The organism is Mycobacterium sp. RTGN6 (assembly GCF_033804605.1).
Classification (GTDB): domain Bacteria; phylum Actinomycetota; class Actinomycetes; order Mycobacteriales; family Mycobacteriaceae; genus Mycobacterium.
In genome coordinates this window covers 254,055-277,321 of record NZ_JAPZKZ010000004.1, presented here as the reverse complement: position 1 = coordinate 277,321, position 23,267 = coordinate 254,055, and the positions used below count along the sequence as shown (strand labels likewise).

Here is a 23,267-nt window from a genome sequence, read left to right as displayed (position 1 = left end):
CGACCCGTCTGCGCCGGGTGTCGAAAAGGGAAAACCGGGCGCAACGTCGAGTCAGCCATCCCAACACGAAGCTCCCGAAGCGCACGTTAGCGCTGACACCACTAACGACCCCCCGAAGACCACTGGAATCAGTGACCCGACTGGCTCCGGTCCCAAGCCCACCTCCGCGACCAGCCCACCGCAGGTGGGCCCGGTCGACGCGGACGCGAAGGTCCACACCCCGGCGGCCGTCGACACGAGCACGCCCAAAACGCCGCAGCCCACCGTTCCCGACGAAGTCCCTCCCGACCTCGACGCGGCCGCAGTCGACGTGGTGCCGGTAACGCCCCTGACGACCGACCGCTCGAACAAGTCGAAACGTCCCACCCCGTCGGCAAGCGTGGCCGCGGCCGCCGCATCCGAGCCGGAGCCGGCAGTCACCGCTGCACCAGACGTGCGCAGCGCTCGATCAGCGGTCGGCAACGCCCCGGCGACGTCGAACATCTCTGCGGTCGTTCCCGCGGCTGATCCCGTCGGAGCCAGCCCACCACCGCTTGGCCTGCAGGTGGCCGGGTTGGTCGCGGACGTAGGAACGGTCGCGGTTTCGGCGATACACACGGTCGCGAACACCGTCGCGCAAGCCTTCGGGCAGGACAGCTTCCTTGGCGTGCCCTACTTGCTCGCCACCACCGTCGCCAATGCCGCTGCCGCCGTTGGCCGCACGCTCGTTGGGGGGCCGCTGATCGATCCCACCGAAGGCCCGTTCACCGTCAACTACGGCATCCTCGACGGGCTGGGATTCTTCAATCCGACGAAGCCCCCGGCCGGTGCGAATGACCCGTCGATCGGCGTCACACCCGAGCATCCGCTACCCGTCATCCTGCTCAACGGGACCATTGCGACACAGGGCGAAAACTGGTCCGTCGGAGCACCCGTCCTGGCCAACGCGGGCTACAAGGTCTACACCTTCAATTACGGCAACGTCACCTCGGATCCGAACTTCCCCATCCAGTCCACCGACGACATCAGGCAGTCCGGCCTGCAACTCGCCGCCGAGGTGGACAGAGTGCTCGCCGAAACTGGCGCCCCGAAGGTCATCCTGATCGGTCACTCTCAGGGCGGTGGCATCCTGCCCGTGTACTACATCAACAAACTTGGTGGTGCGGCCAAGGTTTCGCAGCTCATCGGGATAGCGCCGAGTAACCACGGCACCGATCTCGATGGCCTGATCGCGTTGCAATCGCTGCCAATCCTGGGATCGTTGTTCGTCGACATTGCCAACGTCATCGGGCAGGCCCTGTACCAGCAGGCCGTCACGTCGCCGTTCCAGCAGGAGGTCTACGGCGACGGCGACACTCGCGCTGGGGTGCTCTACACCACGATCGCCAGCATGAACGACGAGGTCGTCACCCCGTACACCCAACAGGCCCTACAAGGCCCGAACGTCACGAACATCGTCCTTCAGGACGGCAATCCGGGTCTCGTCCTCGGTCACGCGAACATCATCACGAGTCCACTCACCTGGGCGGCGGTGCTCGACGCGCTGGCGAGCAATCCGGCGGCCAATACGCTGCAGAATCTGAACGTGGTCGCCGCCTGACTCAGCCGTGAGCGGCCGGTGCGGGCTAGGCGTCGTCGAGCAGATCCTGGGTGACCGCCGACTCGGTGTCGGGGATCCCATCCTGCTTGGCCTTGCGATCGGCCATCGACAGCAGTCGCCGAATACGGCCGGCCACAGCGTCTTTCGTCATGGGCGGGTCGGCCAGCCGGCCCAACTCCTCCAATGACGCCTGCCGATGCTCCACGCGCAATTTGCCGGCCGTGGCCAGGTGATCGGGTACGGTGTCACCGAGAATCTGCAAGGCTCGCTCGACCCGCGCCGCCGCCGCCACCGCCGCGCGCGCCGAGCGGCGCAGGTTTGCGTCGTCGAAGTTCGCCAAGCGGTTCGCCGTGGCCCGCACCTCGCGGCGCAGCCGTCGCTCCTCCCACACCAGTCGCGTGTCCTGGGCGCCCATCCGGGTCAACAGCGCACCGATGGCCTCTCCGTCGCGAACGACGACGCGATCGCTGCCCCGCACCTCGCGCGCCTTCGCGCTGACGCCCAACCGACGCGCCGCACCGACGAGCGCCAAGGCCGCCTCCGGCCCGGGGCAGCTGACCTCCAACGCCGACGAGCGACCCGGTTCGGTGAGCGACCCGTGCGCGAGAAACGCTCCGCGCCAAGCGGCTTCGGCGTCAGCGACGCTGCCACCCACCACTTGGGCTGGAAGCCCACGCACCGGTCGACCGCGCAGATCCAGCAGACCCGTCTGCCGCGCCAACGCCTCGCCGTCCTGCGCCACCCGCACGACGTATCGGGTGCTCTTGCGAAGACCGCTGGCCGACAGCACGTGCACCACCGCGTTGTAGCCGTACAGGTCGTGAATGTCCTTGCGGAGTCGTCGCGCGATGACCCCGAGGTCGACCTCCGCCTCGACGACGACGCGCCCGGCCACGATGTGCAGCCCACCGGCGAACCGCAACAGAGAGGCCACCTCGGCCCGACGCGCACTCACCTGGTTGATGACCAGACGACTGAGCTCGTCCTTGACCTCGGCTGTCATCGCCACGAAACCGTCACCTCTCGTCGACCGACCGTGTTGCGGACGTGGGTACCGTCGGCTCCTGAAGCGTGTTCGCAGGTGTGCTGCCGCGCAGCCGCACGCGCTCCAAGGCCGCGGCCAACCTGGCCGGGTCATGTAAAGGTGTACCAGGTCTGGATACGTCAGCAAACTCAACTCGGGCATCCAACAGAGCGGCGGTGTGCCTGAGCTGCTCGCGTTCGCGTTCGCCTGGTACGCGGGCCGCGTCGACGACGATGTCGTGCACGGTGAATCCTGGCGCATGTTGTGCCAGCACGTGAATGTGACGTTCGGCGGAGAAGCCCGCCGTCTCCCCCGGCTCCGCCACGAGATTGAGCACCAACGCGCGACGAGCAGGCGACGCCTGCAGTGCGGACACCAGCTCGGGCACCAAGACGTGCGGGATCACACTCGTGAACCACGAGCCAGGGCCCAGCACCACCAGATCGGCGGACATGATCGCGTCGACCGCCTGCCGGGTCGCGGGCGGATTGCCGGGTAGCAGCCGCACTCGGCGCACCTTGCCCACCGTCGTGGCGACGGCCACCTGTCCGCGGATCACCCTGCTCATGCGCGGATCGGATTCCAGGCCGGCGACGTCGGCCTCGATCTGCAGTGCGATGGGACACATCGGCAACACGCGGCCCTTGACCCCAAGCATGCGGCCAAGCTCGTCGAGCGCGGCGACAGGATCGGCAAGCACCTCGTTGAGCCCGGCCAGGAGCAGGTTGCCGATCGGATGACCGGCAAGTGCACCGCTCCCACCGAATCGGTGCTGGATGATGGTGGCCCACAATTGGCCGTGCGGACTATCGGATGCCAACGCCGCCAACGCCATTCGCAGGTCGCCTGGCGGCACGACCTCCAGCTCGCTGCGCAGCCGGCCCGACGAGCCGCCGTCGTCGGCGACCGTCACCACCGCGGTGACGTACGGCGTGAGTCGTCGCGCCGCCGACAGCGTCGCGTACAGGCCGTGCCCTCCGCCGAGGGCGACGATGCGCGCGCTCATTCGCGCCCCAAGTCGCGGTGCAGCACCCGCACCGACAACTGGTCACCACCCTGCAACCGGGCCGCGAGCGCTTCCGCGATCGCGACGCTGCGGTGCTTGCCGCCCGTGCACCCAATGGCGACGGTCATGTATCGCTTTCCCTCCCGGCGGTAGCCGTCGATCACGACGTTCAGCAGCCGATGGTAGGTGTCGATGAACTCCGCCGCCCCCGGTTGCCCGAGGACGTAGTCCCTGACGGCCTCGTGCTGCCCGGTGTGTGGGCGCAGTTCGTCGACCCAGTGTGGGTTCGGCAGGAACCGGACGTCCATCACGGTATCGGCATCCATCGGCAGCCCGTACTTGTACCCAAACGACTCGACGGTCACCGCCGTGTGCGCGACGGCCTCGCCGCCGAAGGCACGCTCGATGCTCGCCCGGAGTTCGTGCACCGACAACGTCGACGTGTCGATGACGAGGTCCGCGACGGCACGGACGGGGGCGAGCATGGCCCGCTCGGCGGTAATGCCTTCGGCCAGTGTCTGATTGCCCTGAAGCGGATGACTGCGGCGGTTCTGCTCGTAGCGCCGCACCAGGATGTCGTCGGAAGCCTCCAAGAACAGCACCTGGGGCGTGATCTGACGAGCCGCCAGGTCGGTTCGAACCCAGTCGAGATCACCGGTGAACCCGCGGGAGCGCACGTCCATGACGACCGCCAGTTGCGTGATCCGGGAGCCCGCCGCCAGCCCGAGTTCGACCATCCTGGCGATCAGCTCGGGCGGCAGGTTGTCCGCGACGTACCAGCCGAGGTCCTCCAGCACCTTCGCCGCCGTGCCTCGCCCCGCCCCCGAGAGTCCGGTGACCAGGACGACGTCGATGCCCGCGGCCTCATGGTCGTCGAGGCGATCGTCTTGCACGTGCTCACTCATGCACGATCGCCACCCCTCGCTGAACAACGTCGTCCGTCATCCCGATGCCCTGTGCTGATCATCGCCGATGAGCCCGGCGGGCGCGCCCGATTCGCCCGGCCCACCGAGCGCGGCGAGCACCGCGTTGGCCGTCGCGACGCCGATCCCGGGGACCGCGGTGATCTCGTCGACGGTGGCGCTCTTGAGCTTGGCCACCGATCCGAAGTGTGTCACCAGCGCCTTGCGTCGCTGTTCGCCAAGGCCGGGCACGTCGTCGAGCGCCGACGCCGTCATTCGCTTGGACCGCTTGCTGCGGTGGTAGCTGATCGCGAACCGGTGCGCCTCGTCGCGTATTCGCTGCAGCAGGTAGAGCCCTTCGCTGTTGCGCGGCATGATGACGGGGTCGGGCTCCGACGGCACCCAGACCTCCTCGAGCCGCTTCGCCAGCCCGATGACGGCGACGTCGGTGACGCCGAGTTCGTCGAGTACCGCTGCGGCAGCGTTCACCTGGGGCGCGCCGCCGTCGACGACGAAAAGGTTTGGCGGATAGGCGAATCTTCGCGATTTTCCATCCTCGACGATCGGGCGGTCGGCGTCGGCAACGTGTCGATGGAAGCGCCTGCGGGTGACCTCGGCGATCGACGCGACGTCGTCGGAGCGGCCGTCGCCGGCCGCCTCACGGATTGCGTAGTGCCGGTAGTCCGACTTGCGTGGCAGCCCGTCCTCGAACACCACCAACGACGCCACGACGTCCGTGCCCTGCACGTGGCTGATGTCGATGCACTCGATGCGCAGCGGCGCGTTGGCCAGCCCGAGGAACTCCTGAATGCTCTGCAGCGCCGCCGATCTCGCGTTGAAGTCACCCGCACGCTTGAGCTTGTGCTGCTGGAGCGCATCCTGCGCATTGCGGTGCACCGTCTCGGCCAACGCGCGCTTGTCGCCACGTACGGCGACGCGCAGCCGAACCCCCGACCCGCGCAGCCCGGTGAGCCAGGTGGCCAGCTCTTCGGCGTTGTCGGGCAGCACCGGCACCAGCACTTGGCGCGGAACCGGGTTGGTCGCCTCGTCGGCGGCGCCGCCCAGTTCGGCCTGGTCGCCGTAGAACTGTGTCAAGAACTGTTCGACGAGGTACTTTGTCCCGGATTCGCCTGGGTCACCAGTCTTTTCGACGACCCACCCACGCTGGCCGCGCACCCGTCCGCCCCGCACGTGGAACACTTGGACCGCCGCCTCGAGCTCGTCGTCGGCGAAGGCCACCACGTCGGCGTCGGTACCGTCGCCGAACACCACGGTCTGCTTCTCCAGCGCACGCTTGAGCGCCGAGATGTTGTCCCGCAGCCGGGCGGCCCTTTCGAAGTCGAGTTGCTCTGCCGCGGCCGCCATCTGCTGTTCCATGTCACGGGCTAGTCGGTCGGTCTTGCCGGCCAGGAAGTCACAGAAGTCCAGCACGATCTTGCGGTGCTCTTCGGCGCTCACCCGGCCGATGCACGGGGCCGAGCACTTGTCGATGTAGCCGAGCAGGCAAGGCCGGCCAATCTGGTTGTGCCGCCGAAACACTCCGGCAGAACACGTACGGGCCGGGAAGACACGGGTGAGCAGGTCGAGCGTCTCGCGAATAGCCCATGCGTGTGAGTACGGGCCGAAGTAGCGCACCCCCTTGCGCCGCGGGCCCCGGTAGACGAACAACCGCGGGTACTCCTCGTTGAGGGTGACGGCGAGCACCGGGTACGACTTGTCGTCGCGGTACCGGATGTTGAACCGTGGATCGAACTCCTTGATCCAGTTGTACTCGAGCTGCAGCGCCTCGACTTCGGTGCCGACGACCGTCCACTCGACGCTGCCCGCCGCCATGACCATCTGGCGGGTGCGCGGCGCCAACCCGGACAGATCGGCGAAGTAGGAGTTGAGCCGGCTGCGCAAGCTCTTCGCCTTGCCGACGTAGATGACGCGCCCGTGCGGGTCGCGGAACCGGTAGACGCCTGGCTCGACGGGTATCGACCCGGGGGCAGGCCGGTACGTCGCTGGATCGGGCACGCATTCCAGGTTACTGCCGCGGTGTGACCCGATTTGAGTACCGCCGATGGTGCCTTGCACCAACGCGGTACGCACCGAGTGTCGCCACAGTGCGTCGATGACACCGAACTGTTCGCGTGCGGTGCACCACCGCGAACTAAAGGGGGTCCTCGACGCAGAGTCGCCCGGGAGACCATGCCGATGAACTACCTTCGAATGGTGCGGTTCTTGCGCTCCGCCAAAATCACGGCACTGCTGGCCAGCGTCGTGCTGGTGCTGGCCGGATGCGCCGCCGAGGAGAACGCACCGCCCACCACGGTGGCGGGCCCCTGTTCGGTCATCCCGAACGGCACCCCTGCACCCAAAACGACCGCGGCCCCGGCAAGCGGGTCGGCGACCACCTCCAGGAACATCTCCACCAATCCCGAGGTCGCCACCGGCTACCGCAAGGGCATGACGGCGGTGCGCACCGCTCACTACGCGGTGGCCACCGCGAATCCGCTGGCCACCCAGAAGGCGTGCGAAGTGCTGCGCAGCGGCGGGACCGCCGCCGATGCACTCGTCACCGCGCAGGCGGTGCTGGGATTGGTGGAGCCGCAGTCCTCCGGTGTCGGCGGGGGCGGGTTCCTGCTGTACTACGACGCCGCATCCGGCTCGGTGCAGGCCTACGACGGACGCGAGGTCGCCCCCGCGGCAGCCACCGAGAACTACCTGCGCTGGATCGACGACGTCAACCGCACCGAGCCGCAACCCGACGCGCGGGCATCGGGTCGATCGATCGGGGTACCAGGAATCGTGCGCCTGCTGCAGGACGTGCACGACGAACACGGCAAGACGGCGTGGCGCGATCTGTTCGATCCCGCAGTCGCGTTGGCAGACGATGGATTCGACGTCAGCGCCCGACTGGCCTCCGCCATCGCCGATGCCGCGCCCCAATTGCGCGCCGACCCCGAAGCCGCCGCCTACTTCCTCAATCCCGACGGCAGCCCCAAGACGTCGGGAACCCGGCTGACCAACCCGGCCTACTCAAAGACGTTGGGGGTCATTGCTTCCGACCCGCAGTCGTTCTACACCGGCGACATCGCCCGCGCCATCGTGGCGGCCGCCGCCGACACCTCGGGTGGCCGTACGCCCAGCCTGATGACGCCCGAAGACCTGTCCGGCTACACCGCCAAGAAGCGCGAGCCCCTGTGCTCGGGGTATCGCGACCGTGAGATCTGCGGCATGCCCCCGCCGTCGTCGGGCGGCACCACGGTGGCCGCCACCCTGGGCATCCTCGAGCACTTCACATTGAGCAGCCACGGGCCCACCGACGTCGACCTCAACGGCGGTCGACCCTCCGTGATGGGTGTGCACCTGATCTCCGAAGCCGAGCGACTGGCCTACGCCGATCGCGACAAGTACGTCGCCGACACGGATTTCGTGCCGCTGCCTGGCGGCTCGCCCAACACCCTGCTGAACCCTGCCTACCTGGCCGGGCGGGCCGCACTGATCTCCGAACAGCACACCATGGGCACCGCGAAGCCAGGAGAGTTCAGCCCCCCGACCGCGCCGGTTCCGCCGACCCCCGAGCACGGCACCAGCCACATCAGCGTGGTCGACCAGTACGGCAATGCGGCCTCGTTCACGACCACCGTGGAATCGGCCTTCGGTTCGTTCCACATGGTGGACGGTTTCATTCTGAACAACCAGCTGACCGACTTCGCCGCCGAGCCGGTCGGTCCGGACGGCACACCGGTGGCAAACCGGATCCAGCCCGGAAAGCGGCCGCGCAGCTCGATGGCACCCACGCTGGTGTTCGACCGCGAGCCATCGGGTCGCGGTCGGCTGTACGCGGTACTGGGTTCGCCGGGCGGCGCGCTGATCATCCAATTCGTGGTGAAAACCATTGTGAGCATGATGGATTGGGATCTGGATTCGCAGCAGGCGGTGTCCGCGGTGGACTTCGGCGCCGCCAACTCGCCAAAGACCAACGTTGGCGGGGAGCACCCGGTCATCGATACCTCTGATAATGGTGACCACGATCCGCTGGTGCAGGGGCTGCGGGCGTTGGGGCATCAGGTCGACCTCGCCGACCAATCCAGTGGATTGTCGGCCATCGTGCGCGACGGTCCCGGCTGGCTGGGCGGCGCAGACCCGCGCCGCGAGGGATTGGTGATGGGCGACACCGGCGGCTGATCGGTCAACCCAGACCGTCGATGAGCTCGCAGAACGCAGCGGCTTTCGCCTCGTAGTTGACGAAAAGGTCGTAGCTTGCCGCGCCCGGCGACAGCAGCACCACGTCGACGTCCGGCAACGAGGCCGCCGTTTGCACCGCCTCGTCGAGGCTACCGACGACGTGCACCTGCTCCGGGTGCCGCGCGGCGTACTCGTGGCCGATCGCGGAGCCGTTGGTGGGCGCCTGGATCAGCGTCACCCGCCGGGCGCCGCTGCACAGATAGTCGTCGACCTGCCCGTAGTGCAGCTGGCGGTCCATTCCGCCCACGATCAACGCGACGTGGTCGTCGGCGCGCATCGCCTTGAGCGCGGCGACGACGCTCTCCCCCGTCGTGGCCAGGGTGTCGTCGATCCAGCGGATCCGTCCGGTCGTGCGCACGTTCTGCAGCCGGTGCGGCAAGCCCTCGAACGTCCGTCGCGCGGAGTCCGCCTCCGCGACGGTAACGGGCCTGCCGAGGAGTTCGGCCGCCGCCGCGATGGCCAGCGCACCATTGATGAGGTTGTGCTCGTAGCTCATCGCCGTCTCCTCGGACGGTCGGTCGATGGTGCTCGGGTCGACCAGCACTAGCGACGGAAACGACGTAACGCCCGCGCGTTCGAACGTGGACACCGTCTCCGGTGTCGTCACCAACGTTCGCGCGCCGTCGCGGAACACGTTGGCCTTCGCCAGGTAGTACGCGCCCACGTCGCCATGCCAATCGAGGTGGTCCTCGTGAAGATTCGTGACGATCGCGATCGCGGGAGCGGCGGACAGAAGCGCAGCCTGCTGGCTCGACAGCTCGGCGACGACCACCGCGTCGTCGTCCGCCGCAAGGTCCGAAAGCGGCGTGCCGATGTTGCCTGCCACGACCGCACGGACGCCGAGCGAGTTCAGCAGGTGACCAAGGAACGACGCGGTGGTGCTCTTGCCCTTGGTACCCGTGACGCCGATGGTGCGGGCCCCGTGCTGAGCCACGAACCAGTCGGCCGCGCTGGACACCCGCTTACCCGACGCGCGAAGTTCCGCGAAGAGCGGTTGCGCCCATGGCACGCCGGGGCTGACGAAGACGATGTCGCAATGGCGCAGCAGATCCAGGTGTTCGGCACCGCGATGGACGGTCAGTTGCGGTATGTCGCTGGGCATTTCGATGCGACTGCGGCCCGCGTCGTCGACTGCGTCGATGCGCGCGGCACCAGCGGCCGCTGCCGTCCTGGCCATCGACAACCCCTCGCGGCCGAAACCCCAGATTCCGACGACCAGGCCCGCGAGGTCGGGCACGGCGCTACCCATCGACGTCAGCCGGGCAGCTCGGCGAAGGCCAAGGTCGCCGCGTACTTGGCCGGCACGTACTGCACGGCGGAGCCGGACTCGTCCGGGGCGGCCGCGACCGCCTCCAATTCGCCTCGTCGCGTGCGGAATTCCTCGACCAGGGGCAGGCCGCGCCACTGTTCGTCGTCCAACACTGAGAGAAGGGACTCGGCGGCCTCGTAGTACTCGCCGACGCACTCGAACGGCTTGTGCACGCCGAGTCCGACGATGTCGGAGAAGCCTGGTCGATTGTCGGGCTCGGCGAACAGGTTGCGGCCGAAGATCGACTCGACCTCGGCCCGGCCCAGCCGCGGCGCCAAGAGCACGAAGACGAACAGGCACTTCGGGCAGTGCCCGCACCACGTGGCGCCCCGCCGGCCCGCGTCGAGCGCGAATGGTCTGTTGCAGCTGATGAAGTCGCGGAAGTACGCGGAGCAGGCGCGGAATCGGTCGGCGATCTCGGACTCGGACAATCCTCGCAGCAGGGAGAAGTAGCGATCGGGGTTGAATCCCAACCGCTCCAGCGTGTTACGCAGCAGCGTTTCGTAGTGGATGCTCTTGGACCACTGGTGATTCACATCGTGACCGAGCCAGTTGACGTTTCCGATGTTGGACGAACGCTCGTTGGAGAACACCACGGGTCCCAACCCATTCGCGTCGGCGACGATCAAGCCGATGACGCTGTTGATCGCCGTCACGGGGATGTGGCCGTTGTAGGCGCCCGCGTCGTTGACCTCGATGAGGCGGCGGTCGATGCTGCGCGTCACGCGCACGCTGTCGAGTCCGCTGATGGCGATGCAGCGATCGATGGGGTCGAACTTGTTGACGCTGAACAGCATCGGGTGCATGCCGTCACGCTTGAGCGCCTCGATCGTCACCACCGAGTCCTTGCCGCCGCCGACGGGAACCAGCGGGTCGCCGCCGGCATCCCATTCGTCGTCGGACGACGGCGCGACGCGTTCGCCGACGGGACCGGAGACTACCGGGGTCAACGCATCGGGAAGCGAGTTGCGGTAGGCGAACTCGCCGAGCCCGCCCGTGATGAGCTCCCGGAGGTGCTGCTGCTCGAATTCCGCAGTCGGAAAGGCGATGTCGATGCGGGCCGGGGCGGCAGCCTTGTAGTAGCTCAACGAACACGTCAAGGCGAGCAGCCCGAGCAGCCGCTCGTCGGGACGCCGATCGCCGAGCGCCGCCGAGAAGTTCACCACCTCGGCGAACGAGACGTCCTGGGTTCCGCGCAGCGTGTAATGCGCGGTGAACGTTCCGTCGGCGAAGTCGTAGCCGTCGATGGTCATGGCCGCGAACGACTTCGGATCGAACGTGTCGGTCATCGCACCCTCGCGAACGTCGGGACGGCCCCGTGGTCGACGGAAAAGTGCGTCGCGCCAACGGCACCGACCGGTTGGATCTCGAAGCGCGGTGAGATCCACCACGCGTGCTCGGCGTCCGCGGGACACTGCTGGGTCCGGCGGACGTCGGCGATGGCGCCGCACTGCTGCAGTTGGTTCAAGATCGACGTGGGTTCGGGGTTGTCGAGCCCACACAGGTCGTCACCGCGCTGGAATATCAACGCACCAAGGAACGGGGCGCCGAGCACGGCGCCGACCGATACGCCGTCGGCGTACCCGCGGCCGTTGAGCCAACGGCGCAGCTGGTCCTCTGCTCCCCTGCTGGTGGTGCGGGCGGCCATCCGACGCCATGACGGATCGTCGGCCCGTGTCAGCGGGGACTCGACGTCGCACACGTCGATGCGTACTGGATCCGTCCGGACGGGTTGAACCTCGGTGCCCGTGACGACGCAGTGGCCGGATCCGTCGAGCTCGACGACGGTGACGTCGAGCGCGACCATCGGCACGGCCGCGGCCCGCTCGACGAACGGGTGAAGGGCCGCCGACAATGCCTCGCGATCCGGCATCGGCGTGCCGAAGAAGTCGGCGGCCTCGGCCAGGAACGCCCAGAGCGCATCGACGTCGGGGCGGTGGCCGGACGGAACCGGCAAGGTGATGGTGGGGCTGGTTCCCGGACGGGCGACGAGGTGCGTGGCGGGAACCAATGGACGACTGATTTCACGCATCCCGTGCGTTGCGGTGGATACGACGTCCAGAGCGGTCGTCGACATGCGAAAATCGGTCACTATCAGCACATTCTATCGTACTGGAGCAATGGAACCGTTCGTCGCCGCATGAGCCCACAGTGAACGCGCCCCGGCTGCGCCGCCTGACCGAGTCGGACTGGCGCGTGTTCGCAGAACTTCGACTACAGGCCCTGACCGACACACTGGGCGACCACGATGCTCAGTCTCGACAGGAGTCGACGTTCACCGCAGCACAGTGGCGCCGCCGGCTGCGCGCGCACGCCCAGTTCGCCGCGTTCGTCGACGACCGCCCCGTCGGGCTGATCGGAGCGCAGCGGGAGCACGTCGATTCGGTGTATCTGTACTCGCTCTGGCTCGAACCAGAGGCGAGGGGCCACGGATTGGGCCGGGCCCTGCTGTCCGCGGCGGTGGACTGGGCTCGCACCGAGGGGGCGCGCACCGTCACGCTTCGGGTTCAGGCCGCCAACGCCTCGGCCCTGCGGGTGTACGAGGCACTGGGCTTTCGCGTGGCGGTGGTGGAAGACCCAACCCCGACAGAGGAACTCACGATGTCGCTGAGCGTGGGCTGACGTCCGGGCGATACCTCGACACCAACGCGCGCACCTCGTTCATGGCTTCGACCGCACGTTCCTTGTCGACCGACTGGATGGCCATGGCGGGCACGTATTCGTCGTCTGGCAGGTCGACACGTGCCCACCGGGCACCTTGCGGAAAGGAGACGCCGACCACGTCCGACCATGGAATCAGCCGGTAGGTCAACAGATTTCGCACCGCGATGCCCGACGCGCCAACCCTCAGTCGTGGGCGGGCGAACAGCAGTACGACCGCACCGAGGATGAGGCCAAGGATCGCCATGGCCACCTGATCGGAGGTTTGGAAGATCACGCCGCTGGTGCCGACTTTCAGAAGGAATCCCACGGCGATGTGCGCGGCCGCGATCGCGAACGCCGCGGCATACGCGAAGTACGGCGTCAGGTGCGGTTTGACTTCGAGATCCCAGTCGCTCACGACCGCAGCCCACGCAGCAGCAGGGCCGTTGACAGTGCGGCGGCCACAGCTTGCGCGCCCTTGTCCTCGGCCGAACCGGGCAACCCGGCCCGGTCCATGGCCTGCTCCTCGTCGTTGGTGGTGAGCACGCCGTTGGCCACGGGGGTGGCCTCGTCGAGCGACACCCGGGTCAACCCTTGGGTGACCGCGTCGCAGACGTAGTCGAAGTGCGGCGTCTGGCCCCGGATCACCACGCCGAGCGCGACGACCGCATCGTGGGTGCGGGCCAATTCTTGTGCCACGACCGGGATCTCGATGGCACCGAGCACCCGGACGACCGTGGGGTCATCGACGTGTCCTGCCTTCGCCTCCCTCAGCGCGCCTTCCAGCAGCGCATTGCAGATGACTGGGTGCCACGTGCTCGCCACGACGGCGAGTTTCACACCCCCGGCGTCCAGCACCGGCAGCTCCGGGACGCCCGCGCCTCCGCTCATGCGTCGACCGAGCTCACTGCACCTCACCCGCGTCGCCGGTAGGCGGCAGCCGGTGGCCGAGCAGGTAGACCGCCTCGTCGTAGCCGTCCATCCGAACCGACTCGTCGTAGTCCTCGAGCCCGGACAGGTCGTGGCCCATCCGGTCGCGCTTTGTCATCAGGTACCGGATGTTGTCGGCGTTGGCGCGCACGGGCAACGGAACCCGCTCGATGATGTGCAGGCCGTAGCCGTCCAAACCGACGCGCTTGGCCGGGTTGTTGGTGAGCAACCGCATGGACCGGATGCCGAGGTCGACGAGGATCTGCGCGCCGATCCCGTAGTCGCGGGCATCGGCGGGCAGGCCCAGCTTGAGATTGGCGTCGACGGTGTCGTGCCCCGCGTCCTGCAACTGGTAGGCCTGCAGTTTGTGCAGCAACCCGATGCCACGCCCCTCGTGGCCGCGCATGTAGAGCACCACACCGCGATCCTCACGGGCGATCATCGCCATCGCGGCATCCAACTGCGGACCGCAGTCGCAGCGGCGCGAGCCGAATACGTCACCCGTCAAACACTCGGAGTGGACGCGCACCAAGACGTCGTGCCCGTCGCCCTCGGGACCAGCGACGTCGCCGCGGACCAGCGCGACGTGCTCCACGTCGTCGTAGATGCTGGTGTAGCCGACCGCGCGGAACTCTCCGTAGCGGGTCGGGATGCGGGCCTCGGCGATGCGCTCGATGTGCTTCTCGTGCTTGCGGCGCCACTCGATGAGGTCAGCGATGGAGATGAGCGCCAGGTCGTGCTCGTCGGCGAAGACGCGCAGCTCGTCGGTCTGCGCCATGTCCCCTTCGTCCTTCTGGCTGACGATCTCGCAGATCGCGCCTGCCGGCTGCAGCCCAGCCAGCCGGGCCAGGTCGACGGCGGCCTCGGTGTGGCCGGGCCTGCGCAGCACTCCGCCGTCCTTGGCCCGCAGCGGGACGACGTGGCCAGGTTTGGTGAAGTCGTCGACCTTGGCGGTCGGGTCCGCGAGCAGGCGCATCGTGGTCGCGCGGTCGGAGGCCGAAATACCGGTCCCCACACCCTCTCTCGCGTCGACGGTGACGGTGTATGCGGTGCCGTGCTTGTCCTGGTTGACCGCGTACATCGGCAGCAGCCCCAGCCGGTCGCAGATGGCGCCGTCGAGTGGCACGCATAGGTAACCGGACGTGTAGCGGACCATGAACGCGACGAGTTCGGGCGTGGCCTTCTCGGCGGCGAAGATCAGGTCGCCTTCGTTCTCGCGGTCCTCGTCGTCGATGACGACCACGGCCTTACCCGCCGCAATGTCGGCGACCGCCCGTTCGACGGAATCGAGCCTCGTCATCCCTGCCACCTAGTTCAGATAAGCGATTTCAGCTAGGACCAATCAACTGACTTCAGTATGAACCACGGGGACGCGGGGAGTATTGCCGCTCCCGACCACTGGGTTGGTCAGCTGTCAGGGCAGGCTGATGAGTTGTTCGTATGACCCACCGTGTCCGTCGGTCACGCGGACCGTGATGCTGTCGGCGGCAGGGAACAGCAAGTTGTTGGGCACGTAGGTGTAAATGCCCAGCAAGCCGGGTGTGAGGATGCCCTTCGTGGGACCCGCGATCACCGTGTAGGCCAGGGTGTCGCTCTCGCCGTCGCTGCCGCTGAAGGTGATGGTCCGCAGGGTGAGCAACCCGGTCTTGTTGACGGTGTAGGACGGGTTCGTGTTGTACGGGGTGAGCGTCACCGTCTTAGTGATGGACGTCACCCCGCCGTACCCGTTGCTTGCGTTACGGGGATTGAGGTACGGCGTGCTCCGTAGCGCGCTGATCCATTCGGCCGCCGTACAACGTCGGGGCCGACACACTCGTGGGAACGATCTTGATGATCACCCGCTGTGCGTCCGGTTCGTCGAGGTCCACTTCCTTGCCGCTCGTGCGGCCGACCAACTTCTTGCTCAACGTCCGTTCCGGGTCGTCGCTGAGCTCCGCGTAACCCCGGATCTCGAGGTACCGGGTCGGAACTGCCGGATCTACTGCGCAGAACGTCACTTGCGGATTGGCCACCAGGTTGTGGTACTTGCGCCGCGACTTCAGCGTGCTCAGCCGGACGTACTCACCGTCCCAGTCGAAGCCGACCGGATTGGTCGAGATGAGTCCGTCCCGCCGGCTGATGGTGCTCACCATCGCCATCAGCGCAGTTTCCAGAATGCCGACGTGGGTATCGGGGATCGGCGCCTCGGGCAGATCAGCGGCTGTCATGCGATCAGTGTGCATCGAGCTGGTCTTCCGAACCGTCGAATTGCCAAGCATCTAGCTGAGTTTGGAGCCAAGCAGCCGTTCCACGTACTTGGCGATGACGTCGACCTCGAGGTTCACCGCGGTGCCGACGGGCGCTCGGCCGAGCGTCGTCAACGCCAATGTGGTGGGGATCAGCGACACCTCGAACCAGTCCTCCCCGAGCGCCGACACCGTCAGCGAGATTCCGTCGACGGTGATCGACCCCTTCTCGACGACGTAGCGCGACACGGCGGAGGGAAGGGCGATCCGGACCACCTCCCAATGTTCCGACGGCGTGCGGGCAAGGACGTGTCCGGTGCCGTCGACGTGGCCCTGCACGATGTGGCCGCCGAGCCGGCTGTTGACCGCCGCCGCCCGTTCGAGGTTGACGTGGCTGCCGACGTCGACGCCCCGCAGGCTCGACCTGTTCAGGGTCTCCGCCATCACGTCGGCGGTGAATGCCCCGTCGGGCAGCACGTCCACGACGGTGAGGCACACCCCGTTGACGGCGATCGAGTCGCCGTGCCCGGCGTCGGTGGTGACGAGCGGACCACGGATGACGAAGCGAGCGGCGTCGGTGAGGTCCTCCTTGCCGACGACCTGACCCAACTCTTCGACGATGCCGGTAAACATGAGTGCAAGGTTAATCCCCCGGTCGCTGCGCTCCTGCCCACCGAACCTAGAGCCGCATCTCGTCGATCATCGCCTCGACCAGCGCAGCGCCGGCTCCGACGTCCACGGGCGGAACGTCCAGCCAGCCAGACCCTCTACGATGCAGTTATGCAGACGCCCGCCCGCCTTGCTGTCCTGTTCGCCTCTCTCCTCACCGCCGCAGCGTTGATCGCCGGCTGCTCCTCGGACTCGAAGTCCAGCGAGGCGCTGCCCGATGCGACCACGCTGCTTGCCGATTCCAACAAGACCACCAAAGACCTACAGAGCGTGCACCTCGAACTCACCACCACCGGTGAGATCAAGGAACTCCCGATCGCCAAGCTGACCGGGGACCTCACCAACACTCCGGCCGTCGCCGCTTCGGGAAAGGCCGACATCGTCTTCCTCGGTCAGAAGGTCAGCGACGTCGAATTCGTCGTCATGGACGGCACGCTCTTTGGCGCGTTGACGCCGGGCAGCTGGAGCGACTTTGGCCCCGCCGCCGACATTTACGACGTATCCGCGATCCTCAACCCGAACACCGGCCTGGCCAACGTGCTGGCGAGCTTCTCCAACGGCAAGACCGACGGCCGCGAGACCGTCAACGGCGTTGAGACGTACAAGGTCACCGGTGACGTCAGTGCCGACGGCGTGAACAAGATCGCACCGCAGATCGCCGCCACCGGTCCGGTCCCCGGCACGGCGTGGATCAGCACGGACGGCAAGAACGACCTCGTCCAGGCCAAATTGGACGTCACCAAGGACAGCAACGTCCAGATGACGATGTCCAAGTGGGGCGAGCCCGTCACCGTTACCAAGCCCGCCGTTTAGTGGCGGGCGCCCACGCCGCCGGGGCGCCGGCGGCCACCAGTAGACGCACGGCGATCACGGCCGGAGCACTTGCGGTGCTGCTCGGCGCGCTCGACACCTACGTCGTGGTGACGATCATGACCGACATCATGAGCGACGTCGGCATCGCCATCAACAAGATTCAGCAGGTCACGCCCATCATCACGGGCTATCTCCTTGGCTACATCGCCGCGATGCCACTGCTGGGCCGGGCGTCGGACCGGTTTGGGCGCAAACTGCTGCTCCAGGTCAGCCTCGCCGGATTCGCGATCGGGTCCGTAGTCACCGCACTGTCCACCGACCTCGTCATGCTCGTCATCGGCCGCGTCATCCAGGGCACCGCCAGCGGGGCGCTGCTACCCGTGACCTTGGCGCTGGCCGCCGACCTATGGGCGCAGCGCAACCGGGCCGCGGTGCTCGGCGGGATCGGTGCGGCGCAGGAATTCGGCAGTGTGATCGGCCCGCTCTACGGCATCGCGGGCGTCTGGCTGTTCCACCATTGGCAGTCGGTGTTCTGGATCAACGTGCCACTGGCATTGGCCGCGATGGTGATGATCCACTTCAGCCTGCCGGGCAAGCAGAAGGACGGTCCGAGGGAGAAGGTCGATGTCGTCGGCGGCATTCTGCTCGCGGTCGCGCTCGGCCTCGCCGTCGTCGGCATGTACAACCCCGAACCGGACGGCAAGCAAGTGTTTCCGAGTTGGGGGCTGCCGCTGCTGGGTGGAGCGCTGGCCGTCGCCATCGCCTTCTTCGTATGGGAGAAGTTCGCCCGCACTCGGTTGATCGAACCGGCCGGCGTGCGCTTCCGGCCGTTCCTGGCCGCGCTCGGTTCATCCCTGTGCACTGGCGCGGCACTGATGGTCACGCTGGTCAACGTTGAATTGTTCGGGCGCGGCGTGCTTGGAAAGGATCAGAACGAGGCGGCATTCCTGCTGTTGTGGTTCCTCATCGCGCTCCCGATCGGTGCACTTGTCGGCGGATTCATCGCCACCAAGATCGGCGATCGGATCGTCACGTTCGTAGGCCTCTTGATCGCTGGCGCCGCGTACTGGCTGATTTCGCACTGGACGGTGGACGTGCTGACGGCGCATCACGACCTCGGCCTCTTCACCGTGCCCACCCTCGCCACCGACCTGTTGCTGGCGGGTGTCGGTCTCGGGCTGGTCATCGCACCGCTGACGTCTGCGACCCTGCGCGTGGTGCCCGCCGCGCAGCACGGCATCGCCTCGGCCGCCGTGGTGGTATCCCGGATGATCGGCATGTTGGTCGGCATCTCGGCGCTGAGCGCGTGGGGCCTCTACCGACTCACCCAATACATGCAGACCATGGGCGTACCCCAGGAATGCATCGGCGAGTCCCCGCTCGCCATGGTCGGGTGCAGATACCGCGCGGCGTATGTGATGCAGTTCGGCGACATATTGGCCGTCACGGCGTGCGTATGCGTCGCCGGCGCCGTGCTCGGACTACTGATTGCCGGCCGACACGAGCACGCCGAGGACCCCGACCCGCAAGCCGAGGTCGTCGGCGCCGCTCAGTAGTGCGGCTCAGCAGCGTTCGACGCCGGCGCCCATCGTCTTGAACTCGTTGCGCTCCCGGGAGTCGGGCGTGCTCAGCACCGCGCGAAGCGGGCGGCACACCAGGTCCCTGATGACGTTCTGATCGACTGGGCGAAAACTGAGCCAGTCCTGCAATGCAGTCACGCTCTGTCGTCCTTTTCGATTGGCGACCGGACCAGGTAGCCCGGTCGGCTCCCTCGATTTTACCGGGACCGCCGGTCCCATCCCGGTCCCAAGCCTCCTGCGCGTGTCTCGAACCGGTAACGAGTCACCCAACGATGACCAAATCGACGTGACGGCAGTCACATTGTGGGCCAAAGGAATTCCCGATCTCACCCGTTATCCGGGAATCAAGCTCAACCGCACGTCTGGCCCCACCTGCTCGACGCCGTCGAACGTCCACCGCTGCGCTTGGGCGATGCTCAGCACGCCGACGTCGTCGACCGCAGTGATCGGCCCGCCCAACAGGATGGGTGCGACGTAGGCCACGATCCGGTCGATCACCCCGGCCCGCAGGAATGCCCCAGCCAACGTCGGCCCGCCCTCGACGAGCACGTCGGTGCGGTCGGCCATCGCCTGCACCACTTCGTTGGGGTCGCGGGTACGGATCACCATGGTGCGCGAGTCGTCGTTGAGGACCCTTGCCTCCGAAGATATTTCGCGTTCCCCGACGACGACGCGCAACGGCTGCCGCTCCGCGAGGCTCCCGTCGGGCAACCGGGCGGTCAAGGTGGGATCATCGACGAACACGGTGCCGGTGCCGACCACGATCGCGTCGGCCACCGCCCGCCGTCGGTGCACGTCGGCCCTGGCCGCCTCGCTGGTGATCCACTGACTGCTTCCGTCCGCGGCCGCACTGCGCCCGTCAACGCTCGTCGCGAACTTCCAGGTGAAGTGCGGCCTCCCGGTGCGCTGTTTGTGCAACCACTCCCGCAGCGCACCGCCGGCGACCTCTTGAGCCAACACCCCTGGGGTGACACAGAGGCCAACCTCGGCCAACCGGGCGGCCCCGTCGGCGGCGACCGGGTTGGGGTCGTTCACCGCGAAGACCACTGACGAAACACCCGCCGCGACAAGGGCATCCACGCACGGTGGGGTGCGCCCATGATGGTTGCACGGTTCCAGCGTGACGACCGCGGTGCCGCCTCTGGCCCGCTCCCCCGCCCTGCGCAACGCAATGATCTCGGCGTGCGGACCGCCAGGAGGTTGCGTGCCGCCGACCCCGGCGACGTCGCCGTCCCGGTCGAGGATCACTGCGCCGACGGGCGGATTCGGATACGTCGTGCCCTTGACCTGTTCGCCTTGAACGATGGCCAACCGCATCGCGGCGTCTAGGTTCATTCGGCGGCCTCTGGGCTCACGACGTCAGGTGCTTGGACGCCGCGGCGGCCTGACGGCGCAGCGACTCCACGGCGACGGCCGGGTCGGCTGCGCTGTACACCGCGGACCCCGCGACGAAGCAGTCGACGCCCGCCTCGGCAGCGGCCTCGATGGTGTCGGCGTTGATGCCGCCGTCGATCTCCACCACGATGGTGAGCTCGCCCGCGTCGACCAACCGGCGGACGATGGCCACCTTCGTCAACACCTCCGGGATAAACTTCTGGCCGCCGAAGCCGGGTTCGACCGACATGATCAGCAGCGTGTCGAAGTGAGGGAGCAATTCCAGGTACGGCTCGATGGGCGTGCCCGGCTTGACGCTCAGCCCGGCCCTGGCGCCCGCGGCGTGGATGTCCCGGGCGACGGCGAGCGGGTCGTCGGCGGCCTCCGCGTGAAACGTGACGTTGAACGCCCCGGCTTCGGCGTACGGCGGCGCCCAGCGGTGCGGGTCGTCGATCATCAAGTGGCAGTCCATCGGGATGTCGGTGACCTTCAGCAAGCTCTCCACCACGGGCAGCCCGAGTGTGAGGTTCGGCACGAAGTGGTTATCCATCACGTCGACGTGCAGCCAGTCGGCGCCAGTCACGGCGGCGGTCTCGTCGGCCAACCTCGCGAAGTCGGCGGCCAGAATCGACGGAGCAATCAGCGGTCCTGCCATGGCGGTCAGCGTAACGGGAACAGTCAGGTCACCTGCAGGGCCGCCGCGAACATGGCGTCCGTGCCGTGCCGATGGGGCCATAGCTGCACGTGCGGTCCCGCGCCGAGCTCGTCAACGGGCGCGAACAAGGGCCGGGTGTCGATGGCTCGAACGGGATGGCGGCGCACGGCATCCGCGACCACGCCGACCGTTTCGGAAAGGTGCGGCGAACAGGTCGCGTACAGCACCATTCCGCCGGGACGGGTCAGCGCGATGGCCGCTGCCAGCAATTCGCGCTGCAGCTTGGCCAGAGTCGGTACGTCGCCGGGCTGGCGACGCCACCGGGCTTCCGGCCTTCGGCGCAGGGCTCCGAGCCCGGTGCACGGCGCGTCGACGAGCACCCGATCGAACGACGCCGGAGCCAGCCCGGAGTCACGGCCGTCGACCCGCAGCACCTCGACGTCGAACCCGCGGACGTTGTGCTCGACGAGCTCGGCCCGATGCGCCGTGGGTTCGATGGCCGTCACGCGCGCTCCCGACGCCGCCCCGATGGCCGCCAAGAGTGCCGTCTTGCCACCGGGACCGGCGCACAGGTCGAGCCAGCGACCGTCACCGCCGTCGAGGGGCTCGAGGGTCAGCGCCCGCGCGACCAGCTGGCTGCCTTCGTCCTGCACCTGTGCGGAGCCGTCCCGCACCGCGTCGAGGGAACCGGGGTCGCCGCCGGTGAGGTACACGGCGTAGGGCGAATAGCGGCCGACCGTGCCACCGACGGCGGCGGCGAGGTCGTCCGCGGTCATGGCGCCGGGCCGCGCGGCGAGGTGCACCAACGGCCGCTCGTCGTCGCTGGCCAGCAGCGCACCGAGCTCCCCGGCATTCGCCCCGAGCGCGTCGGCGAAGGCCTGTGCGATCCACCGGGGGTGCGCGTGCGTGAAGGCGAGGTGGCCGATGGGGTCGGTGGCCGAGGACGGCGCGAGCTCGGCCACCCAGGACGCTTCGTCGCGCCTGCCGATGGTACGAAGCACACCGTTGACGAAACCCGCACGCGGCGAGTCGAATTCGATGCCTGCCTGCTCGACGGTGGTGTCTACGGCGGCGTGCGGCTCGACGCGGGTGCGCAACAGTTGGTAAGCGCCGAGCCGCAAAAGGTCCAGCAGCACTGGATCGATGAGGTCGGTGGCCCGGCCCGCCGCCTCGGCGATGATCGCGTCGAGCAGTCCGAGGCAGCGGCAGGTGCCGTAGGTGAGTTCGGTGGCGAACGCGGCGTCGCGACCGGTGATGCCGCGTTCGCGCAGCAGTGCGGGCAAAGTCAGGTTTGCATAGGCGTCGCGTGCCGACACCGCGCGCAGCACGTCGAAGGCCGCCTGTCGGGCGGGATCGAGCGGCTTGCGGCGCGGCGGGCGGCGGTTTTGGGGTCGGGTCATTGGGCGCGCACGCTCTCGTCCAACCGCGCGCCACGCGCCCAGTCCGCGGCGGCCATCGGCTTCTTCCCAGGGGGCTGCACCAGCCCCAGCAGCACCGGATGTGTCGCCGTCCCGACCAGGACGGCGTTGCGTTCGACATGAATCACGCCTGGCGGCAACGCTTCCCGGTCGGACACCGCGACGGGTCCGAGCTTTACCCGCACGTCGCCGACCGAGGTCCACGCCCCGGGGTTCGGCGTTACCGCGCGGATGCGCCTGTCGACCACGTGGGCGGGCAGCTCCCAGCGGACCCTGGCCTCGTCCACGGTGATCTTCGGCGCGATCGTCACCCCGTCGGCCGGCTGCGCCACGGCGTTCAGCGACCCGTCCGCGATGCCGTCCAGCGTCGCTTCGAGCAGCGCCGCCCCGGACACCGAAAGCCGTTCCAGGAGTTCGCCTGCCGTATCAGAGGGGCGGATGGCTTCGGTCACCACGCCGAAGACCGGCCCGGAGTCCAGACTGGACTCGATCTGAAACGTCGTCGCCCCGGTCACGGCGTCGCCCGCCGCGATCGCGGCCTGTACGGGCGCCGCCCCCCGCCATGCGGGTAGCAGGGAGAAGTGAAGGTTGACCCAGCCCAGCGGCGGCACCGCGAGCAGGCCGTCGCGCAGCAGCGCGCCGTACGCGACGACCGCGCAGCATTCCGGTGCGAGTGCGGCGAGCTCGGTGACGAACTCGTCACCGTTGGGACGCTCGGGCCGCAGCACCGGCAGACCGTGCTCGAGCGCGAGCGCAGCCACCGGCGACGGGGCCGGCTTGCCTCGGCGTCCCGAAGCCGCGTCGGGACGGGTCAGCACGGCGACCACCTCGTGGTGGGGTGAGTCGATCAGCCGCTGCAGCGAGGGAAGTGCGGGTTCGGGCGTGCCTGCGAAGACGATCCGCATCG

23 protein-coding genes are annotated in these 23,267 nt (G+C 67.9%); 5 read left to right on the top strand and 18 right to left on the bottom strand.

Annotation, left to right across the window (positions count from 1 at the left end; all coding sequences use genetic code 11):
• Positions 1–184: 184 nt before the first annotated feature.
• A complete protein-coding gene (locus tag SLQ33_RS12230) occupies positions 185–1,579 on the top strand; it encodes an esterase/lipase family protein (protein WP_319454099.1) in 1,395 nt (464 codons plus the stop codon).
• 25 nt (positions 1,580–1,604) lie between these two features.
• Here the strand turns inward: SLQ33_RS12230 and whiA are convergent, their stop codons facing one another.
• From whiA to uvrC, 4 genes are read right to left on the bottom strand one after another with little or no spacing between them, the layout of a single operon-like run.
• On the bottom strand, positions 1,605–2,582 hold the full coding sequence (whiA, locus tag SLQ33_RS12225) for a DNA-binding protein WhiA (protein WP_319454361.1): 978 nt from the start codon (positions 2,580–2,582) through the stop codon (positions 1,605–1,607).
• A gap of 13 nt (positions 2,583–2,595) precedes the next feature.
• Positions 2,596–3,609, bottom strand: a complete 1,014-nt coding sequence (gene yvcK / locus SLQ33_RS12220; protein WP_319454098.1) for a uridine diphosphate-N-acetylglucosamine-binding protein YvcK — start codon at positions 3,607–3,609, stop codon at positions 2,596–2,598.
• On the bottom strand, positions 3,606–4,514 hold the full coding sequence (rapZ, locus tag SLQ33_RS12215; protein ID WP_319454097.1) for an RNase adapter RapZ: 909 nt from the start codon (positions 4,512–4,514) through the stop codon (positions 3,606–3,608). The genes yvcK and rapZ overlap by 4 nt, the downstream gene beginning before the upstream one ends.
• Before the next feature lie 36 nt (positions 4,515–4,550).
• Positions 4,551–6,527, bottom strand: coding sequence for an excinuclease ABC subunit UvrC (gene uvrC, locus SLQ33_RS12210; protein WP_319454096.1), 1,977 nt, complete (start codon positions 6,525–6,527; stop codon positions 4,551–4,553).
• A 180-nt stretch (positions 6,528–6,707) separates the two neighbouring features.
• Here uvrC and SLQ33_RS12205 point away from each other — a divergent pair, with 180 nt between their 5' ends.
• On the top strand, positions 6,708–8,684 hold the full coding sequence (locus SLQ33_RS12205) for a gamma-glutamyltransferase family protein (RefSeq protein WP_413467636.1): 1,977 nt from the start codon (positions 6,708–6,710) through the stop codon (positions 8,682–8,684).
• A 4-nt stretch (positions 8,685–8,688) separates the two neighbouring features.
• Here SLQ33_RS12205 and murD read toward each other — a convergent pair whose 3' ends face one another.
• The 3 genes from murD to SLQ33_RS12190 are packed head-to-tail and all read right to left on the bottom strand — an operon-like array spanning position 8,689 to position 12,145.
• Positions 8,689–9,993 (bottom strand): UDP-N-acetylmuramoyl-L-alanine--D-glutamate ligase, encoded by a 1,305-nt coding sequence (gene murD, locus SLQ33_RS12200; RefSeq protein ID WP_319454095.1) that lies wholly within the window; start codon positions 9,991–9,993, stop codon positions 8,689–8,691.
• Positions 9,994–9,998: 5 nt separating this feature from the next.
• Positions 9,999–11,342, bottom strand: a complete 1,344-nt coding sequence (locus SLQ33_RS12195) for a hypothetical protein (RefSeq protein ID WP_319454094.1) — start codon at positions 11,340–11,342, stop codon at positions 9,999–10,001.
• Entirely contained in the window at positions 11,339–12,145 is an 807-nt protein-coding gene (locus SLQ33_RS12190) for a hypothetical protein (protein WP_319454093.1), read from the bottom strand. Before SLQ33_RS12190 ends, SLQ33_RS12195 begins: the two co-directional genes overlap by 4 nt.
• A 59-nt stretch (positions 12,146–12,204) precedes the next feature.
• Here SLQ33_RS12190 and SLQ33_RS12185 point away from each other — a divergent pair, with 59 nt between their 5' ends.
• Complete coding sequence (locus tag SLQ33_RS12185; RefSeq protein ID WP_319454092.1) at positions 12,205–12,675, top strand: GNAT family N-acetyltransferase; 471 nt, start codon at positions 12,205–12,207, stop codon at positions 12,673–12,675.
• On the opposite strand, the gene SLQ33_RS12180 is transcribed toward SLQ33_RS12185, so the two are convergent.
• From SLQ33_RS12180 to SLQ33_RS12155, 6 genes are all read right to left on the bottom strand, one after another.
• Entirely contained in the window at positions 12,650–13,114 is a 465-nt protein-coding gene (locus SLQ33_RS12180) for a PH domain-containing protein (RefSeq protein ID WP_319454091.1), read from the bottom strand. The two genes, SLQ33_RS12185 and SLQ33_RS12180, sit on opposite strands and share 26 nt — an antisense overlap.
• Entirely contained in the window at positions 13,111–13,587 is a 477-nt protein-coding gene (gene ribH / locus SLQ33_RS12175) for a 6,7-dimethyl-8-ribityllumazine synthase (RefSeq protein ID WP_319454090.1), read from the bottom strand. Before ribH ends, SLQ33_RS12180 begins: the two co-directional genes overlap by 4 nt.
• A 13-nt stretch (positions 13,588–13,600) precedes the next feature.
• The gene (locus SLQ33_RS12170; RefSeq protein WP_319454089.1) at positions 13,601–14,926 is read right to left on the bottom strand and encodes a bifunctional 3,4-dihydroxy-2-butanone-4-phosphate synthase/GTP cyclohydrolase II; all 1,326 of its coding nucleotides are present in this window, start codon (positions 14,924–14,926) and stop codon (positions 13,601–13,603) included.
• A gap of 114 nt (positions 14,927–15,040) precedes the next feature.
• Positions 15,041–15,340, bottom strand: a complete 300-nt coding sequence (locus tag SLQ33_RS12165) for an Ig-like domain-containing protein (RefSeq protein WP_319454088.1) — start codon at positions 15,338–15,340, stop codon at positions 15,041–15,043.
• 22 nt (positions 15,341–15,362) lie between these two features.
• Positions 15,363–15,833 carry a TIGR03618 family F420-dependent PPOX class oxidoreductase gene (locus tag SLQ33_RS12160; RefSeq protein ID WP_319454087.1) on the bottom strand — a complete coding sequence of 157 codons (471 nt, stop codon included), beginning with the start codon at positions 15,831–15,833 and terminating at the stop codon, positions 15,363–15,365.
• Positions 15,834–15,884: 51 nt separating this feature from the next.
• The gene (locus SLQ33_RS12155) at positions 15,885–16,484 is read right to left on the bottom strand and encodes a riboflavin synthase (RefSeq protein ID WP_319454086.1); all 600 of its coding nucleotides are present in this window, start codon (positions 16,482–16,484) and stop codon (positions 15,885–15,887) included.
• A gap of 147 nt (positions 16,485–16,631) precedes the next feature.
• On the opposite strand from SLQ33_RS12155, the gene SLQ33_RS12150 reads away from it, so the two are divergent.
• Both SLQ33_RS12150 and SLQ33_RS12145 read left to right on the top strand, forming a co-directional pair.
• A complete protein-coding gene (locus SLQ33_RS12150) occupies positions 16,632–17,333 on the top strand; it encodes an LppX_LprAFG lipoprotein (RefSeq protein WP_319454085.1) in 702 nt (233 codons plus the stop codon).
• Entirely contained in the window at positions 17,333–18,889 is a 1,557-nt protein-coding gene (locus SLQ33_RS12145; protein WP_319454359.1) for an MFS transporter, read from the top strand. Before SLQ33_RS12150 ends, SLQ33_RS12145 begins: the two co-directional genes overlap by 1 nt.
• 6 nt (positions 18,890–18,895) lie before the next feature.
• Here SLQ33_RS12145 and SLQ33_RS12140 read toward each other — a convergent pair whose 3' ends face one another.
• The 5 genes from SLQ33_RS12140 to fmt all read right to left on the bottom strand — a co-directional run bounded on the left by SLQ33_RS12140 (position 18,896) and on the right by fmt (position 23,265).
• The gene (locus SLQ33_RS12140; RefSeq protein WP_319454084.1) at positions 18,896–19,051 is read right to left on the bottom strand and encodes a hypothetical protein; all 156 of its coding nucleotides are present in this window, start codon (positions 19,049–19,051) and stop codon (positions 18,896–18,898) included.
• 195 nt (positions 19,052–19,246) lie between these two features.
• On the bottom strand, positions 19,247–20,248 hold the full coding sequence (gene ribD, locus SLQ33_RS12135; protein ID WP_319454083.1) for a bifunctional diaminohydroxyphosphoribosylaminopyrimidine deaminase/5-amino-6-(5-phosphoribosylamino)uracil reductase RibD: 1,002 nt from the start codon (positions 20,246–20,248) through the stop codon (positions 19,247–19,249).
• Positions 20,249–20,264: 16 nt separating this feature from the next.
• Positions 20,265–20,942 (bottom strand): ribulose-phosphate 3-epimerase, encoded by a 678-nt coding sequence (gene rpe, locus SLQ33_RS12130; protein ID WP_319454082.1) that lies wholly within the window; start codon positions 20,940–20,942, stop codon positions 20,265–20,267.
• Between the two features lie 23 nt (positions 20,943–20,965).
• Positions 20,966–22,342, bottom strand: coding sequence for an RsmB/NOP family class I SAM-dependent RNA methyltransferase (locus SLQ33_RS12125; RefSeq protein ID WP_319454081.1), 1,377 nt, complete (start codon positions 22,340–22,342; stop codon positions 20,966–20,968).
• Complete coding sequence (gene fmt / locus SLQ33_RS12120; RefSeq protein WP_319454080.1) at positions 22,339–23,265, bottom strand: methionyl-tRNA formyltransferase; 927 nt, start codon at positions 23,263–23,265, stop codon at positions 22,339–22,341. The genes SLQ33_RS12125 and fmt overlap by 4 nt, the downstream gene beginning before the upstream one ends.
• Positions 23,266–23,267 lie beyond the last annotated feature (2 nt).

Excerpts from the sequence above, each read along its gene's own strand:
- whiA (WP_319454361.1), bottom strand. The coding sequence starts at position 2,582 with ATGACAGCCGAGGTCAAGGACGAGCTCAGTCGTCTGGTCATCAACCAG.
- yvcK (WP_319454098.1), bottom strand. The coding sequence starts at position 3,609 with ATGAGCGCGCGCATCGTCGCCCTCGGCGGAGGGCACGGCCTGTACGCG.
- rapZ (WP_319454097.1), bottom strand. The coding sequence starts at position 4,514 with ATGAGTGAGCACGTGCAAGACGATCGCCTCGACGACCATGAGGCCGCG.
- SLQ33_RS12205 (WP_413467636.1), top strand. The coding sequence starts at position 6,708 with ATGAACTACCTTCGAATGGTGCGGTTCTTGCGCTCCGCCAAAATCACG.
- murD (WP_319454095.1), bottom strand. The coding sequence starts at position 9,993 with ATGGGTAGCGCCGTGCCCGACCTCGCGGGCCTGGTCGTCGGAATCTGG.
- SLQ33_RS12195 (WP_319454094.1), bottom strand. The coding sequence starts at position 11,342 with ATGACCGACACGTTCGATCCGAAGTCGTTCGCGGCCATGACCATCGAC.
- ribH (WP_319454090.1), bottom strand. The coding sequence starts at position 13,587 with ATGAGCGGAGGCGCGGGCGTCCCGGAGCTGCCGGTGCTGGACGCCGGG.
- SLQ33_RS12170 (WP_319454089.1), bottom strand. The coding sequence starts at position 14,926 with ATGACGAGGCTCGATTCCGTCGAACGGGCGGTCGCCGACATTGCGGCG.
- SLQ33_RS12160 (WP_319454087.1), bottom strand. The coding sequence starts at position 15,833 with ATGACAGCCGCTGATCTGCCCGAGGCGCCGATCCCCGATACCCACGTC.
- SLQ33_RS12155 (WP_319454086.1), bottom strand. The coding sequence starts at position 16,484 with ATGTTTACCGGCATCGTCGAAGAGTTGGGTCAGGTCGTCGGCAAGGAG.
- SLQ33_RS12150 (WP_319454085.1), top strand. The coding sequence starts at position 16,632 with ATGCAGACGCCCGCCCGCCTTGCTGTCCTGTTCGCCTCTCTCCTCACC.
- ribD (WP_319454083.1), bottom strand. The coding sequence starts at position 20,248 with ATGAACCTAGACGCCGCGATGCGGTTGGCCATCGTTCAAGGCGAACAG.
- rpe (WP_319454082.1), bottom strand. The coding sequence starts at position 20,942 with ATGGCAGGACCGCTGATTGCTCCGTCGATTCTGGCCGCCGACTTCGCG.
- SLQ33_RS12125 (WP_319454081.1), bottom strand. The coding sequence starts at position 22,342 with ATGACCCGACCCCAAAACCGCCGCCCGCCGCGCCGCAAGCCGCTCGAT.
- fmt (WP_319454080.1), bottom strand. The coding sequence starts at position 23,265 with ATGCGGATCGTCTTCGCAGGCACGCCCGAACCCGCACTTCCCTCGCTG.